Origin of the sequence: Streptomyces resistomycificus, assembly GCF_001514265.1 — a bacterium.
Classification (GTDB): domain Bacteria; phylum Actinomycetota; class Actinomycetes; order Streptomycetales; family Streptomycetaceae; genus Streptomyces; species Streptomyces resistomycificus.
On record NZ_KQ948989.1, the window covers coordinates 481,827 to 496,411 of the forward strand.

General features: G+C 71.5%; 12 protein-coding genes. 2 read left to right on the plus strand and 10 right to left on the minus strand.

Annotated features, from left to right (window positions below):
* Positions 1-193 precede the first annotated feature (193 nt).
* The 4 genes from AQJ84_RS44920 to AQJ84_RS07290 all read right to left on the minus strand — a co-directional run bounded on the left by AQJ84_RS44920 (position 194) and on the right by AQJ84_RS07290 (position 5,080).
* The gene (locus AQJ84_RS44920) at positions 194-1,936 is read right to left on the minus strand and encodes a C40 family peptidase (protein WP_059198806.1); all 1,743 of its coding nucleotides are present in this window, start codon (positions 1,934-1,936) and stop codon (positions 194-196) included.
* A 246-nt stretch (positions 1,937-2,182) separates the two neighbouring features.
* Entirely contained in the window at positions 2,183-3,241 is a 1,059-nt protein-coding gene (locus AQJ84_RS07280) for an NAD-dependent epimerase/dehydratase family protein (protein ID WP_030037625.1), read from the minus strand.
* A 235-nt stretch (positions 3,242-3,476) separates the two neighbouring features.
* Entirely contained in the window at positions 3,477-4,160 is a 684-nt protein-coding gene (locus AQJ84_RS07285) for a response regulator (protein ID WP_053191657.1), read from the minus strand.
* Positions 4,157-5,080 carry a sensor histidine kinase gene (locus tag AQJ84_RS07290; protein WP_225889076.1) on the minus strand — a complete coding sequence of 308 codons (924 nt, stop codon included), beginning with the start codon at positions 5,078-5,080 and terminating at the stop codon, positions 4,157-4,159. Before AQJ84_RS07290 ends, AQJ84_RS07285 begins: the two co-directional genes overlap by 4 nt.
* A 76-nt stretch (positions 5,081-5,156) precedes the next feature.
* Between AQJ84_RS07290 and AQJ84_RS07295 the strand changes: the two genes are divergently transcribed.
* On the plus strand, positions 5,157-5,864 hold the full coding sequence (locus tag AQJ84_RS07295; protein WP_053191659.1) for an ABC transporter ATP-binding protein: 708 nt from the start codon (positions 5,157-5,159) through the stop codon (positions 5,862-5,864).
* A complete protein-coding gene (locus tag AQJ84_RS07300) occupies positions 5,861-8,173 on the plus strand; it encodes an ABC transporter permease (RefSeq protein ID WP_053191661.1) in 2,313 nt (770 codons plus the stop codon). The genes AQJ84_RS07295 and AQJ84_RS07300 overlap by 4 nt, the downstream gene beginning before the upstream one ends.
* Before the next feature lie 117 nt (positions 8,174-8,290).
* On the opposite strand, the gene AQJ84_RS07305 is transcribed toward AQJ84_RS07300, so the two are convergent.
* From AQJ84_RS07305 to AQJ84_RS44680, 6 genes are all read right to left on the minus strand, one after another.
* Complete coding sequence (locus AQJ84_RS07305; protein ID WP_053191663.1) at positions 8,291-9,550, minus strand: glucarate dehydratase family protein; 1,260 nt, start codon at positions 9,548-9,550, stop codon at positions 8,291-8,293.
* Positions 9,547-10,455: a 5-dehydro-4-deoxyglucarate dehydratase gene (locus AQJ84_RS07310; protein ID WP_030037620.1), complete on the minus strand. Its 909-nt coding sequence runs from the start codon at positions 10,453-10,455 to the stop codon at positions 9,547-9,549. The genes AQJ84_RS07305 and AQJ84_RS07310 overlap by 4 nt, the downstream gene beginning before the upstream one ends.
* Before the next feature lie 47 nt (positions 10,456-10,502).
* Positions 10,503-11,447, minus strand: coding sequence for a carbohydrate ABC transporter permease (locus tag AQJ84_RS07315; RefSeq protein ID WP_053191665.1), 945 nt, complete (start codon positions 11,445-11,447; stop codon positions 10,503-10,505).
* The gene (locus tag AQJ84_RS07320; RefSeq protein ID WP_030037618.1) at positions 11,444-12,355 is read right to left on the minus strand and encodes a carbohydrate ABC transporter permease; all 912 of its coding nucleotides are present in this window, start codon (positions 12,353-12,355) and stop codon (positions 11,444-11,446) included. Before AQJ84_RS07320 ends, AQJ84_RS07315 begins: the two co-directional genes overlap by 4 nt.
* A complete protein-coding gene (locus AQJ84_RS07325; RefSeq protein ID WP_030037617.1) occupies positions 12,352-13,683 on the minus strand; it encodes an ABC transporter substrate-binding protein in 1,332 nt (443 codons plus the stop codon). Before AQJ84_RS07325 ends, AQJ84_RS07320 begins: the two co-directional genes overlap by 4 nt.
* Before the next feature lie 237 nt (positions 13,684-13,920).
* Positions 13,921-14,304, minus strand: a complete 384-nt coding sequence (locus AQJ84_RS44680) for a class F sortase (protein WP_259294319.1) — start codon at positions 14,302-14,304, stop codon at positions 13,921-13,923.
* Positions 14,305-14,585 lie beyond the last annotated feature (281 nt).

Below are 14,585 nucleotides of genomic sequence, written 5' to 3' on the forward strand. Positions count from 1 at the left end.
GGCGGCCCCTCGTGCGGACCGTCCGGCGGGGCTGAGCGCGTGGGGCGGGTGGCGTGAGCAGGCTAGAAAGCGCTTGCTGTCGCAGCCTAGGGCAGGGCCCAACGGGGCGTCCAGAGCCTTGCGTTGGCGGAGTGCCGGCAGGGACCACAGGGGACCGTTGGTGTTGCCGGCACCGGCAAGGGGCGTGAGGGGCTCAGGCGGGTCGTACCGCGCCGCGGATCGCCGACTCGCCCGCGTGGAAGACGGACTCCTCGCGGATGTACGCCCCCGGGCCCGGCGCGTGGATCATCGTGCCGTTGCCGACATAGAGCCCGACGTGGCTCAGGTCGTCGTAGAAGAAGATCAGGTCGCCGACGCGGGCGTCGGCGAGGGACACCACCGTGCCGGCGGCCGCCTGGGCGGGCGCGGTACGGGGCAGGGCGACGTCGGCGGCCTTCCAGGCGGCCTGGACGAGCCCGGCGGCGTCGTACGAGCCCGGACCGGCCGCACCCCAGACGCACGGCTTGCCGATCTGCGCGCGGGCGAAGGCACTGGCGCGATGGGCCTTGGTGTCGGCTGCCGAGGCCTCCGGTGCGGGCGCGATGCCGACGGGGGACGGTGCGGACGCGATGCCGGCGGGGGCCGGTGTCGCGAGCGGAAGCCCGGTGCCCGAGGTCGCGTCTGCCCGGAACTGCGCGTTCGGGGCGTAGGGCGGGGTCGCGGCGTAGGGCGCTTGCGCGGTGGCGAGGGCGTCCGTGGCGACGGGGGTGCTCATGGTGAACGACGCGTCCGCGAGGGGTGTGTTCGTCGTGAGGTAGGGGTCCGCGGTGAGGGGGGTGCCGTGGGCGGGTGTCGCGTCCATGGGGAGGGACGTGTAGGTGGGGAGGTACGGGTCCGTGGTGAGCGGTGTGTTCGTCGCGGGGGGCGTGGCCGCGGTGAGGGGGGTGCCGTGGGCGGGTGTCGCGTCCATGGGGAGGGACGTGTAGGTGGGGAGGTACGGGTCCGCCGTCAGGGGCGCGTTCGTCGCGAGGGACGAGTCCGCGGTGAGGGGGATGCCCGTGGCCGGCGTCGCGTCCATGGGGCGCGGCGTGCTCGTTGTGAACGGCGTGCCCGTGGCGGCGGTCGGCTGCTGCCAGAGCGGGTCGGCTGCGGGGAGGGTCTCCTGGACCGGAGGCGTCCAAGCGGCCTCCGCCGGGCGGGACTCGATCGCGGGGAGAGACGCGCTCGGCAGCGCGACCTGCGTGACCTGCCCCGTTCGGGCGGTCAACAAAGCGCGGGCGTCGGCCAGTTGGCGCTGGACGCGCCGCTTGGTCGCCTGCAGCGAGGACTGCGCCGTCTCAGGGGCGGCCGTCAGTGCCTTGGGGGCGGCGTCCGGCTGGGCGTCCGGCGCTGCGGGCAGGGCGGGGCGGGAGCCCGAGGTCAGCTCCGGGGTGGAACGGCCTGCCGTCGCCGCGTCACGGACGGCCGGGGCGGTCGCCGGGCGGGCGGGCCGGGCCTGAGGTGACGACGTCGGCGGCCGCTCGGTCGGCAGCGCCGCCGCGACGGTGGGACCGAGCTTGGCGCGGCCCACGTCGAACCACTGCCGGGCCACGTCGCCGACGGCCGGACCGGCCTGCCGACGCGGGGCGTCGTCGCCGCCCCGGTCGGCTCGTCGGCCCGCGTCGGCGGCCGAACCCGCACGCTCGCGGCCCCGGTCGGCCACCGAGCCGGCGCGCTTGCGAGGGCCGGCCGCGCGGGTCGCGTTGTAGGTGCCGCTGTCGTTCTCGGCCCGGTCGTAGAGGTTGTCGACGCGCTGCTTGACCTCTTCACGGCTCGGTCCGTCGTCCGCTGCCGCGGGAGTCGCGCTCGCCGTCTGGGAGAGGAGGGCCACGGAGGTCAGAGCCGCCGTGGCAAGTGCGGAGTTGCGTATGCCCGGGAGGTTGATCCCTCCGGGACGCGGGGTTCGCTCCGACGCCATGGAAGACGTACTCCTTCCGTAACCGTCACCCAAGTGCTGTCACTGAGCCGGTTTCTGGCGGACAGACAGGGGTGATTCGACCGAGGAACGCGTGACGCGGCGGGGTTCGCCGGAGAAAGTCGTGCGGTCCGGCGGCCAACTTAACCAACTTGTGTGGCTCACGTGAAGATTCACGGGTGAAATGCCCGATACGTAAGTGTGACCTTCGTCGTGTTCCTCCGGATGGCCTCCGGTGGGCGGCGACCGTCACCGCGGTGCGCGATGCTCCCGCCACGCCTCGTAGTGGTCGAGCACCGTCTCCTCGATCGGGCGGTAGGTGACCCCGAGTTCACGCACGCTGCGACTGTTGTCGACCTGGAAGCGGATGCCGAGGTGCTTGCGGATGTAGTCCTGCGTCAGGCCGAAAGCGGGGCCCAGGACCCTGACCGGCCAGTGCGGGAGTTCGGTGCGCGGGATCCGCAGGTCGCGCGGATGGTGCGCCCGGATGATGCGGGACATCTCGTGGAACGACGTCATCGTCTCCGCCGCGACGATGTACCGCCCCCTCGCATCGGGGTTCTCGGCCGCCGCGATGTGGGCGTCGGCCACCTCCCGCACGTCCACCGTCGTGAAGGCGAAGTCCGGCGCGCCGTAGAAGAAGTAGCCCTTGAACAGCTCCTCCAGCAGGAAGAGGCTGCCGGACTCGGACGCGGGCGCGAGCGAGGGGCCCAGGATCAGACCGGGGTTGACGGAGACCATGCGCCAGCGGTCCTGGGCTGCCTCCGCCTCCCACGCGGCCTGCTCCGCGACCGTCTTCGCGTAGTGATAGGGGTTGTTCTGCACCGTGCTGGTGGTGTTGAAGTACTTCTCCGAGAGCACCTGGTCGTCCATCTTCCGCACGTCGGCGTAGTCGCCGAAGATCGCGCCCACGGTGGAGGTGAAGACCAGTCTTCTGACGGTCGGCGTCCGTTCCAGGCTCGCCAGGACATTGCGGGTGCCGCGCAGGGCCGGGTCGAGCATGTCCCGTCGGCCGTCCTTGATCTTCTCCGGCATGAAGAACGGCGACGCCACATGGAAGACCACCCGGCAGCCGCGGATCGCGTCGTCGAAGGAGCCCTCGCGCAGCAGGTCCGCCTCGAACAGGTCCAGCCGGCCGGGGAACTCCTCCTGCATCTCCCTGAGCGGGCGCACCTTCGCCGTGTGGGCGAGGCTGCGGACGGTGGTGCGCACCGCGTAGCCACGCTCCAGCAGCCGCCGCACCAGGTGACTGCCGACAAAACCACTGCCGCCGGTCACCGCGACGACCGTCTGCCCGCCTGCGCCCACGCCCTACTCCTCGGTCCGGTCACTTGGACGTCCGTGAGCGCGGTGTTCCGCGCCCCCGGCCAGAGTCGGGCATGCCCCCACCGGAAGGGAATATCAATGGCCGAGTTGTGATCGTTCCCGGCACTACTCGGCAGTGCCGTCCGTAGCGAACGAGGGTCGAGCACCACCCGAACGAGGGCCGAGCACCACCGCACCGCGACCTTCATGGCTGTCGGTGAAGGCCCGGCTGCCGCTGTCAGCGATCCCGCAGCCCACTCGGCCGCACCAGCCCCGTCTCATACGCCAGCACCACGGCCTGGGCGCGGTCGCGGAGGGCCAGCTTGGCGAAGATGCGGGCCACGTGGGACTTCACCGTGGCCTCGCTCAGGGTCAGTTCGGCGGCGAGCTCGGTGTTGGACAGGCCACGGCCCAGCAGGGTCAGGACCTCCAGCTCGCGAGGTGTCAGGGCGGCGAGATCCGCGGGGACGGCTCTCGGACGGCCGGTGTCGGACGCGAAGCGTTCCACCAGCCGCCGGGTGATGGACGGGGCCAGCAGGGCGTCGCCCGTGTCGACCAGCCGTACGGCCGCCGCCAGGTGCTCCGGGGTGACGTCCTTGAGGAGGAAGCCGCTGGCTCCGACGGACAGGGCGGTGTACACGTAGCGGTCCAGGTCGAAGGTGGTCAGCATCAGCACCCGGCAGCCCGGGGTGTGCTCCAGGATGCGGCGGGTGGCCTCCAGGCCGTCCATGTTCGGCATGCGGATGTCCATCAGCACGACGTCCGGTACGAGTTCACGCGCCATCACCACCGCTTCGGCACCGTCGGCCGCCTCGCCCACCACCTCGATGCCGCGCGCGGTGAGGATCAGCCGGAAACCGGTCCGGATGAGGGTCTGGTCGTCGGCGACCAGGACGCGGGGTGTCCGCTCGGCCGCCGTCACGGGCGGTCCAGGGGGATGCGCGCCCGGACCCGGTAGCCGCCGCCGAGCCGGCGCCGGGCGTCCAGGTCACCGCCGTACACCGCGACCCGCTCGCGCAGACCCAGCAGGCCGCGTCCCGTGCCGTCCCGGTGCCGGGGCGATGTCCGCGCGGGCGCGGCACCGGTCAGCACGCTCGATCCGGTGTTCAGCACCTCGACCCGCAGGGCGTGGTCCGCGTACCGCACGGTGACCTCGGCCTTGCCTCCGTCGCCGTGCCGCAGCGCGTTGGTCAGCGCCTCCTGGACTATCCGGTACGCGGTCACGTCGACGCCCTGCGGCAGCGGACGCGGCTCCCCGGAGATCCGCACCTCGACGGGCAGTCCCGCGAACGAGATCCGGTCGACGAGCGCGCCGAGCCGGTCCAGGCCGGGTTGCGGAACCAGTTCCACCGAATCGACGCCCCTGGCAGGGCCGTGCTCCACCTCTTCGTCCTCCCCGTCCGCCGACGGCGCCAACAGCCCCAGCAGATGCCGTAGATCGGTCATCGCCCCGCGCCCGGCGTCCTCCACGGCCCGCAGTGCCGCCGCGGCCTCGTCCGGCATGGTGCCCAGCACCTCCCGGGCGGCGCCGGCCTGCACCACCATCAGGCTGACGTTGTGACTGACGATGTCGTGCAACTCCCGTGCGATACGGTCGCGTTCGGCCTCGACCGCGGCCCGCGTGGCGCTCTCCCGCTCCCGCTCCAGCAGCCAGCCGCGTTCCCCGACGGCCGCCTGCCACCGGCGCCGCGTACGCCACAGCGCCACCGCCAGCCCGACAGCCGCCGCACAGGCCACCCCCAACGCCGTCATCAGCGCGTTCGTCTCCCCGTCCCACACGACGTTCACCTTGGCAGACCGGCACAGGATCCGCATCAGCCTGTGGATCCAGCGTGACTGCATCTCCGGGATGAGAGGGGCCAAGCTGCCATCCCTGGAGGGATGTTCAGGCCCTCGTCCCCTCCGTAGCGTTTCCCGCATGATCACAGAGGAGAGCAGGGGAGAGGCCGTCGTACGGCTCGACGGTGTGCGCAAGGAGTACGGCGAGACGACCGCGCTGAACGGGGTGTCGCTGGAGATCCGGGCGGGGGAGGCGGTCGCGGTGATGGGGCCCTCGGGGTGCGGCAAGTCCACCTTCCTCAACATGATTGCGGGACTGGACCGGCCGACGGGCGGGACGGTCGTCGTACACGGCGAGAACGTGGGGGAGTTGAACGAGAAGGGCCTCGCCCTGTACCGGCGCCGGCGCATCGGCATGATCTTCCAGTTCTTCAACCTGGTCGACGACCTGTCGGCGCTCGACAACGTGGCCCTCGCCGCGCAGTTGACCGGCACCCCGGCGCGCCAGGCCCGCCGCCGCGCGCTCGAACTCTTCGACGAGCTCGGTGTCGCCGACCGCCGCAACGCCTACCCGGCGGCGCTCAGCGGCGGCGAGCGGCAACGCGTCGCCGTCGCCCGGGCGTTGATGAACCGCCCGGCCCTGCTGCTGGCGGACGAGCCGACCGGCGCCCTCGACAGCCGCTCCGGCGAGCAGGTGATGGACCTGCTGCTCGACCTCAACCAGATCGGCCAGACCCTGATCCTGGTGACCCACGACGAGCGCCTCGCCAAACGCTGTGCCAGCCGGCTGGTCGAGTTCGCCGACGGCAGGGTGAAGGGCGAGCACACCCTGGAGCCGTCCGCATGAGGGCGGTGTGGCGCACGGCCCGCGCGGCGGTTCGGCGGCGCAGACTCCAGACCCTCGTCATCGCGCTGGTCACGCTGACCTCGACGACGGCGATCGTGGTGGCGCTCGGCCTGCTCGACGCGGCCACCGCCCCCTTCGACAAGGCCTTCGAAAAGCAGCGCGGCCCGCATGTCGTCGCCGCCTTCGATCCCGCCGCGGTCTTAGACGCGGAGCTGGCGCGGGCGGCCCGGCAGCCCGGGGTGGAGGCGGCCGCGGGGCCCTTCGCCCAGGCCGTGATCGAACTCCCGCGCGGGACCATGGACTTCGGCCTCGGAAGCGACCTCACCATCGTCGGACGTGCCGACCCCGCCGCGCCGGTGGACCGGCTCGACGTGTGGGCGGGGCGCTGGGCGACCCGGCCCGGTGAGGTCGTCCTGAACCGGCAGCCGGACTGGACCGCCGACGACCTCGGCAAGAAACTCGAGGTGCCGTCGGGCCCGGACCTCACCGTCGTCGGATTCGCCTTCGACCTGAGCCGCAGCGCGCACGGCTGGGTGGCCCCCGAGCAGATGGACGCCCTGCACCCCACGGCCACGCAGATGCTCTTCCGCTTCACCGACGCGGCGTCGAAGGACGGGCTCCAGGCGAGCCTGGCCGACGTCACCGAGTCGCTGGCGCCCAACGCGCTGACGGCCTCGCAGTCGTACCTCACCCTCAAGGACCGGATCGGCAGCTCGGCCAAGGCGTACACGCCCTACCTGATGGCCTTCGGCGTCCTCGGCATCGTGGTCGCGGTGCTGATCGTCGCCAACGTGGTCAGCGGCGCGGTCATCTCCGGTTTCCGGCACATCGGCATTCTGAAGGCCCTGGGCTTCACGCCGGGGCAGGTGGTCGCCGTGTACCTCACGATGATCTCCGTCCCCGCGGTCGCCGGGTGCGTCCTGGGTACCGTCACCGGCAACCTGCTGGCGCGCCCCTTCTTCGAGCTCGTCTTCACGGGGCCCGATGCCGGGGTGTTCCACGGCAACGTGGGCATCGCGGTGTGGGTGAACGTCCTCGCCCTGCTCGGCATGCCCGGCGTGTGTCTGCTCGCCGCCCTCGCCCCGGCGGCGCGTGCCCACCGGCTGTCCGCGGCCCGGGCGATCAGCGCGGGCAGCGCCCCGCGCGCCGGGCGCGCCCTGGGTGTCCAGCGGCGGCTGGCCGGCAGCCGGCTGCCGCGCTCGGTGAGCCTCGGAGTCGGTCTGCCGTTCGCCCGTCCCGGCCGCAGCGCCCTCACGCTCGCCGCCGTCATCCTCGGGGTGACCACGGTGACGTTCGCGACCGGTCTGGCCACGACGATGACCCGGTTCGGTGAGGCGGGCCGGGACTCGTACCAAGTCACGGTGTACGTGGGCAAGTACAAGGACGGCAAGGAGATCAGGCCGACGCACGACGACCTCGCGCTCCATTCGCTGCTGGGGGACCTGCCCGGAGCCGAGGAGGTCACGGCGAGGTCGGACGTCGAGGTGCGCATGGCCGGCTCCGCGCAGCCGGTGATGCTCGAAGGCCGTCGGGGCGACCGGCCGCGGTTGGACAGTGTGCTGACCGACGGGCGGTGGCTGCACCGGCCCGGCGAGGTCGTCGCGGGCTCCGCCTTCCTGCGGCAGAACGACCTGCGGGTCGGCGACCGCTTCCGCCTGGAGAAGGGCGACCGGCACGAGTCGCTGGTGATCGTCGGCGAGTTCATGCACAACGACCGCCGTCTCGTGGTCACCCACCAGTCGACGCTGACCGCCCTGGTGCCCGGGGAGAAGCCCATCGCCTACCACGTCAAGCTGCGCGACGGAGCCGATCCGACCGCCTATGCCCGCGCGGCGCGGGCCGCCGACCCCGGGGTCAGCCCGGACCCGGTCGGAGCCAACGCCACCACCCAGACCATCATCGGCTCGGCCGCGGTGCTCACCCTGATGCTCGCCGTGGTCGCCTCCCTCGGCGTCTTCAACACCGCCGTCCTCAACACCCGCGACCGCCGCCGCGACCTGGGCATGCTCAAGTCAATCGGCATGACGCCACGACAGGTCACGGCGATGACGGTGACCTCGATGGCGGTGCTCGGCGCCCTCGGCACCCTGGTCGGTGTCCCGCTCGGTATCGCGGGTCACCACCTGGTGGTGCCGCGGATGGCGGATGCCGTGGACATCACGCTGCCCTCGTTCATGACGGACGTCTGGCACGCGGGCACGCTGCTGGCCCTGGCGCCGGCGGGTGTCGGGATCGCCGTCCTCGGTGCGTACGTCCCGGCGCGCAGGGCGGCGCGGCTGACGGTCGCGCAGGTACTCCACAGCGAGTGACGTGCCGCGGCGACAGCGCTGCTGCCGGCGGGTGACCCCTGCGGGGTCGGTGGCACGCCCGCCGACGTGCCACCGACCCCTCCGCTCAGGAGAGCGGCAGCCGCTGCCCGAACCCGGTCACCAGCGCGGCAGCCTGAGTTCGTAGTCCGGCTGGATCCGCCGCATGTACCCCGTGTCGTCCCTCGTCCGCATCCCGGAGTCCACGTACAGCCGGTGCAGCCGGCCCAGGGCGTCGTGGTCGAGTTCCACCCCGAGGCCGGGACCGCTCGGCACCGCGACGGCACCGTCGCGCAGTTCCAATACACCCGGCACGATCACGTCGTCGGCCGAGTTCCACGGGTAGTGCGTGTCGCAGGAGTGGTCGAGATTCGGGATGGCGGCGGCCACGTGGGTCATCGCGGCGAGAGAGATGCCCAGGTGGGAGTTGGAGTGCATGGACAGGGCGAGCCCGAACGCCTCGCAGACGGCGGCCAGTTCGCGAGTCCGGCGCAGGCCGCCCCAGTAGTGGTGGTCGGTGAGCAGGACCTGGATCGCGTCCTGCTCGACCGCCGGCCTCAGGTGTTCCCAGGCGATCACGCACATGTTCGTCGCCAGTGGCAGGGGCGAGTTCTTCGCGACCTCGGCCATACCCGGAATGCCCTTGGTCGGGTCCTCCAGGTACTCCAGTACGCCGTCCAGTTCGCGGGCGACGTACCGCGAGGTCTCCACCGTCCAGGCGGTGTTCGGGTCCAGTCGCAACGGCTCCCCGGGGAACGCCTCCGCCAGCGCCCTGATCGCGGCGATCTCCTCGTCGGGTGGGAAGACCCCGCCCTTGAGCTTGAACGAGCGGAAGCCGTAGCGCTGCCGCATCAGCCGGGCCTGCTCGACGATCCCGGCGGGGTCCAGCGCCTCACCCCAGTCGTCGCCGACGGCCGCGCGGCCGTCGAGCGCCGGGTGCTCGCCCCACTTGTAGAAGAGGTACGCCGCGAAGGGCACGTGGTCGCGGACCGCACCGCCGAGCAGATCGACGACCGGGCGGCCGAGCAGCCTGCCCTGCGCGTCCAGGCAGGCCACCTCCACCGCCGAGGTCGTCCACCCGCGCTCGTGGGAGCTGGGCACGGTCGGCAGCAGGGCGGCGTCGATCGCGGCCGAGAGGGCGGTCGTGTCGAAGACGTCCATGCCGACGACGACCTTGGCCGCCGCCTTGAGCCGCTCCAGACGGGCCGTACCGCCCGGCGACTCGCCGAGGCCCACCGTGCCGTCCTCCAGGACGAGTTGGAGGATCACGCGCAGTGCCAGGGGTTCGTGGACCCCGTTGGAGTTGAGCAGCGGCGGGTCGCGGAACGCGATCGGAGTGACGACGAGTTCACGGATCCTGGTGTCGCCCGAGGTGCTCACGCGCCGATCACCTCCAGGCCGTGGTCGATGAGTTTCGCGAGCCGCGCGACGTGCTCGGGCGTGGCGTCGAGCAGGGGCGCCCGGACGCCGCCGACGTCCAGACCGCGGATCGTCACCCCGGCCTTGACGAGCGCCACGGCGTAGCCGGGAACCTCGTCGCGCAGCTCCACGAGCGGGGCGTAGAACTCGTCGAGGAGCGTGTTGACCAGCGTCTCGTCGCCCTCGGTGAGGGCACGGTGGAAGGCCAGGGCGATCTCCGGGGCGAAGGCGAACACGGCGGAGGAGTACAGGTCGACGCCGATGCCCTGGTAGGCGGGGGCGGTCATCTCGGCGGTGGGCAGGCCGTTGAAGAACTGGAAGTCCTCCCCGCCCGGCACCATCCGCACGGCACGCACGATGCGGTGCATCCGCTCGATGTCCCCGAGGCCGTCCTTGAGGCCGACCACCCCGGGCAGGGCGGCGATCTCGGCGGCCGTCGCCGCGGTGAGCCGGGCGGTGCCGCGCTGGTAGAAGACCACGGGCAGGGACGTCGAGGCGGTGACCTCGCGGACGTACCGCACCAGACCCCGCTGGGGCGCGGTCACCAGGTACGGCGGCAGCAGCAGGATGCCGTCGGCGCCCGCGCGTTCGACGCGGGCGGCCTGGTCCGCGGCGACCGGCGTCGGGCCGCCCGCGGCCGCCAGGACGGGCACCCGTCCCCCGGTCGTCGCGACCGCGACCCGGGTGGCCCGCTCGATCTCGTCGGGCGTCAGCGCGTGGAACTCACCGGTGCCGCAGGCGACGAACACGCCGCCCGCTCCGGCCGTGACTCCGGCCTCGATGTGCCGGGCGAGCCGTTCCTCGTCCAGCGAGCCGTCCGCGGCGAACGGCGTGACCGGGAAGAACAGCACTCCTTGGAACTTCATGTCTCCCTCGTAACTACGGGTGTGGGGGCAGCACTTGCGCGGGGGGATCAGCCCTTCGTGGCACCGGCGGCGATGCCGGTGACCAGCGAGCGCTGGAGGAGCAGGTAGACGATCAGGCTGGGGACCAGGGCGATGAGCGCACCGGCGAGTACCACCCCGGAGCCGACCTCGGGGTCGGTGCGCAGGATGGACAGGGCGACGGTGACCGTGTAGTCGGTGGGGTCCTTGGCGGCGATCAGGGGCAGCAGGTACTGGTCCCAGATCATGACGAAGCCCAGCACGCCGGCCACGCCGAGGGCGGGCTTGCACAGGGGCAGCACGATCTGCCACAGCATGCGGAACTCGCCGACGCCGTCGAGGCGGGCGGCCTCCTCGATCTCGGTGGGGATGTCCTTCATGAACTCGGTCAGGAGCATCACGGAGAAGCCCCAGGCTCCGAGAGGCAGGATCACACCCCAGGCCGTGCCCTTCAGGTCCAGGCCGACCACCGGGACGTGGCCGAGGACCAGGGACAGCGGGATCGCGATGACCTCCTCGGGGAGCATCATGGTGAGCATGAACAGGGTCAGGATCAGCGCCTGACCGCAGAACCTGTGCCGGGCCAGCGCGTACGCGGCGAGCACCGAGACCGCGAGCTGCAGCAGCAGCGCGCCGCCGGCGATGACCAGCGAGTTGGTGAAGTAGTCCCAGATGCCGCGCTCGCCCGCCACCCTGAAGTTCAGCATGGTGCTGTCGCGCGGCAGGAAGGACAGCGAGGAGCCGCTCGCGTGGGTGCTGAACGCGCCGGAGACGATCGTCAGGAACGGCGCCGCGAAGATCCCCAGCGCGATCGCGCAGAGCAGGATCCGCAGGGCCCAGGCGGCCGAGGGCCTGTCGCTCCAGCCGAGCGCGGTGTCGAAGCGGGCGGGAGTCGCGCGCCGGGGCTCGGCGGCCTTGCGCACGGCGGCGCTCGGTACCGGTGTGCGGACCGGGTCGATGGCGGGTGCGCTCATCGCGCGTCTCCCCTCTTGCGGAAGTGGTTGACCGTGACGGTCAGCAGCAGGGTCACGCAGAGCAGCACCACGGAGGCCGCGGAGGCGCCGCCGATGTCGTTGCGGGTGAAGCCCAGGGTGTATGCGCGGGTCATCCAGACCTCGGTGGAGCCGGCCGGGCCGCCGCCGGTGAGGACGTACACCTCGGTGAACACGCGCAGTCCGCGGATCGCGGCGAGGGTGAGGACGATGCCGAGCGCGGGACGGATCGCGGGCAGCGTCACGTGGCGCAGGCGCTGCCACAGGGAGACGCCGTCCATCGCGGCGGCCTCGTACAGGGTTCGGTCCACGCCCGCCAGGCCGGCGAGGATGATCACCATGTTGTACGGGGCGAGCATCCAGACGCTCATCACCATCGTGGCCCACAGCGCGGTGTCCGGGTTGTCGAGGAAGGGCGTGGGCCCGAGGCCGAGGAAGCCGAGGCCCTGGTTGATCAGGCCGTCGGAGGTCGGGTAGTAGAGCAGCCGCCACATCTCGCCGACGACGGCGGTCGCCGTGACGACCGGCAGGAAGACCGCCGTGCGCACGATCTTCAGTGAGCGGGCCTGACCCTCGAGCAGCAGGGCAAGCGCGAAGCCGACGACGATGCCGCCCAGCGACATGCCGATGCCGAGGAGGAGGGTGTGGCCGATCGCGTCCTGGAAGCGGTGGTCGGTCAGGACGCGGGTGTAGTTGTCGAGGCCGACCCACTTGTCGCCGAGGAAGGGCCGTACGTCGAAGAAGCTCAGCCAGATGCCCTTGGCCATCGGGACGAACTTGAAGACGAGGGCGAGCAGCAGGCCGGGGGCGAGGAACACCCACGGCAGGACGGCCTTCTTCCCGAAGACCCGAATTCTGCGCGCTCCGGGCGCGGTCACGGTAGCGGTCATTTCAACAGGTCCTGGTCCTTGAGGTCACCGGCGAGGGTGTCGTTGAGTTCCTTCAGGCTGGAGCTGACGTCGCTGCCGCAGTACGTGAAGATCGCGTTGAGGCTGTCGGCGGTGTCCTGCTTGATCGGGGCGAAGTCCGGAGCGTTCGGGAACTGCCGGGAGGTGTCCTCGTACGCCTTCTGCACGACGCTCCAGCGGGCGTCGTCGCGCACCTTCGCCGCGTCCAGCGTGGCGTTGGTGGGAATGCGCACGACGGGCTGGTGGCCGTCGACGCTGGTCATGGCGATCTTCTGGCCCTCTGCGGAGACGAGGAACGCGGCCAGTGCCTGTTCCTGCTCCGTCTTGCCGGTCCTGGCGCCGAAGTAGACGTTCTCGCCGTCGGCCAGCACGTCGGAGCCGGCCGGGCCCGCGGGGGCGGGGACCACCTCGTACTTGTCCTTGCCGGGCGTCGCGTCGAAGGTGGTGATGTTGTACGGGCCGGTGAGGTACATACCGGCGTTGCCGTCCTGGAAGTTGGTGGCGGTCGAGGTGACGGCCGTGATCGCGCCGGGCTGGAGGACGTTCTTCCGGCCGCAGAAGAGGTTGTCCTTCATCCAGGTGACGGTGCGCAGGGCGGCCGCGGAGTCCATGGCGGGGCGGTAGCCGTCGCCGTCCTTCTCGATGATCTGCGCGCCGCCCTGCCACAGGAAGCTGGAGCCCCACCAGGCGACGTAGCCGTTCTGGGCGCTGCCGGGGGCGACCATGCCGTAGGTGTCGGCCTTGCCGTTGCCGTCGGGGTCCTCGGTGGCGAACGCGGTGGCGACCTTCAGCATGTCCGCCCAGGTCCTGGGGGCCGGCAGGCCGAGCTTGTGCAGCCAGTCCTTGCGGATCATCAAGGTCTGGGCCTGGCGGGAGTACGGGATGCCGTAGTGCCGGCCGTCGATGCCCACGGTGGAGGCCCAGCTCTTGGCGGTGATCTGGGCGTGGCCCGCGATCGAGTCGGGGTCGATCGGCTTGAGAAGCCCCTGGCTCTGGTAACTGCCCATCAGCGCCGTGTCGTTGATCATGACGTCCGGCAGGTCCTTGGTGGACGCCCGGCTCTGGAGCTGCTGGTCGAAGTTGATGACCGGCTGATAGTCGATCTTGATGCCGGTCTTCTTGGTGAAGGCGGCGAAGACACGGTCGTAGGTGGCGGCGGAGTCCGGGTTGCTCCGGGTCCAGACCTCCAGAGTGTTCGGGTCGCCGGAACCTGCGCTGTCGGAGCCGGACCCACAGGCGGCCGTTCCGAACGTCAATCCCGCGGCAGTCAGCGCGGCAGCCAGGCGGCGACTTCGTCGGCGATCGCCCATGGAGCTCTCCGTTCATATCCGTGAACTCGTTTCACGAATCTAAATGATCGCCCAAGCTACGAATGGTTCATTCACATGTCAATACATGGCTGAAATGTTTCACCAGCGTCACACGGTGTGGAGCGACGACCATGGGCGTCCGCCGACGCGACGAGCGGCACCTGACCGGTGCCGCTGGAGGGAGAGAAGGCGCTCAGGCCGCTGGGAGAAGGCGTTCAGGCCGCTGCGAGAGGGCGTTCAGGACGCTGAGCGGACCGCTGTCACGATGAGGTTGCTCTGATAGCCGCCTCGGCCGGGATCGTAGGGAGGCGCGCAGGTGATGAGGGTGAGAACGGGGTCACCCTCACGCCGGAAGACGTCGGCGGGCAGCCGGTCCTTCGTGACGGTGCGACGGGCGACGACCTCGTAGGCGATGGTCGTGCCGTCTCCTCGCCGGACGCCGACGCGGTCGCCGGCGCGTACGTCGTAGAGCGCTGCGAGCTCGCCGAGTTCCCCCGTGCGTGAATCGACGTGTCCGACGAGGACGGCCGAGCCGGCGGCGTCGCCCGGCGCCGGCCCGAAGCGGTACCAGCCTGCCTGGGCGGGGTCGGCCGGTACGTCGGTCCGGCCGTCGTCCCGCACGCCGACGGGAACGACGCGGGCGGACAGGTCGGCTCTCGGGATGATGACGCGAACCGGTGGAGCACCGTGGGCCCTGGTGGTGCTGCTCTGGTGAGTGGCTTGTGGGGAGGGCGCGAGGTTCTGCCCGGGCGGCGTTGCCGTCCGGGCAGAAGGGCGCGCGGCTGTCCCCGTACCGCGGCCGGTGTCGGGCGCCGGCCCGAAACCGGCCGGCGGCCCCGGACCACCGGAGGGGAACAGGAGCAGGGCGGTGACGACGGCCGCGGCCGAGCCGGCGGCGACAG

What these genes read in the sequence shown, in the direction of transcription:
- AQJ84_RS44920 (WP_059198806.1), bottom strand. Translation starts at nt 1,936, where the DNA reads ATGGCGTCGGAGCGAACCCCGCGTCCCGGAGGGATCAACCTCCCGGGC.
- AQJ84_RS07290 (WP_225889076.1), bottom strand. Translation starts at nt 5,080, where the DNA reads ATGCAGTCACGCTGGATCCACAGGCTGATGCGGATCCTGTGCCGGTCT.
- AQJ84_RS07295 (WP_053191659.1), top strand. Translation starts at nt 5,157, where the DNA reads ATGATCACAGAGGAGAGCAGGGGAGAGGCCGTCGTACGGCTCGACGGT.
- AQJ84_RS07300 (WP_053191661.1), top strand. Translation starts at nt 5,861, where the DNA reads ATGAGGGCGGTGTGGCGCACGGCCCGCGCGGCGGTTCGGCGGCGCAGA.
- AQJ84_RS07310 (WP_030037620.1), bottom strand. Translation starts at nt 10,455, where the DNA reads ATGAAGTTCCAAGGAGTGCTGTTCTTCCCGGTCACGCCGTTCGCCGCG.
- AQJ84_RS07315 (WP_053191665.1), bottom strand. Translation starts at nt 11,447, where the DNA reads ATGAGCGCACCCGCCATCGACCCGGTCCGCACACCGGTACCGAGCGCC.
- AQJ84_RS07320 (WP_030037618.1), bottom strand. Translation starts at nt 12,355, where the DNA reads ATGACCGCTACCGTGACCGCGCCCGGAGCGCGCAGAATTCGGGTCTTC.
- AQJ84_RS07325 (WP_030037617.1), bottom strand. Translation starts at nt 13,683, where the DNA reads ATGGGCGATCGCCGACGAAGTCGCCGCCTGGCTGCCGCGCTGACTGCC.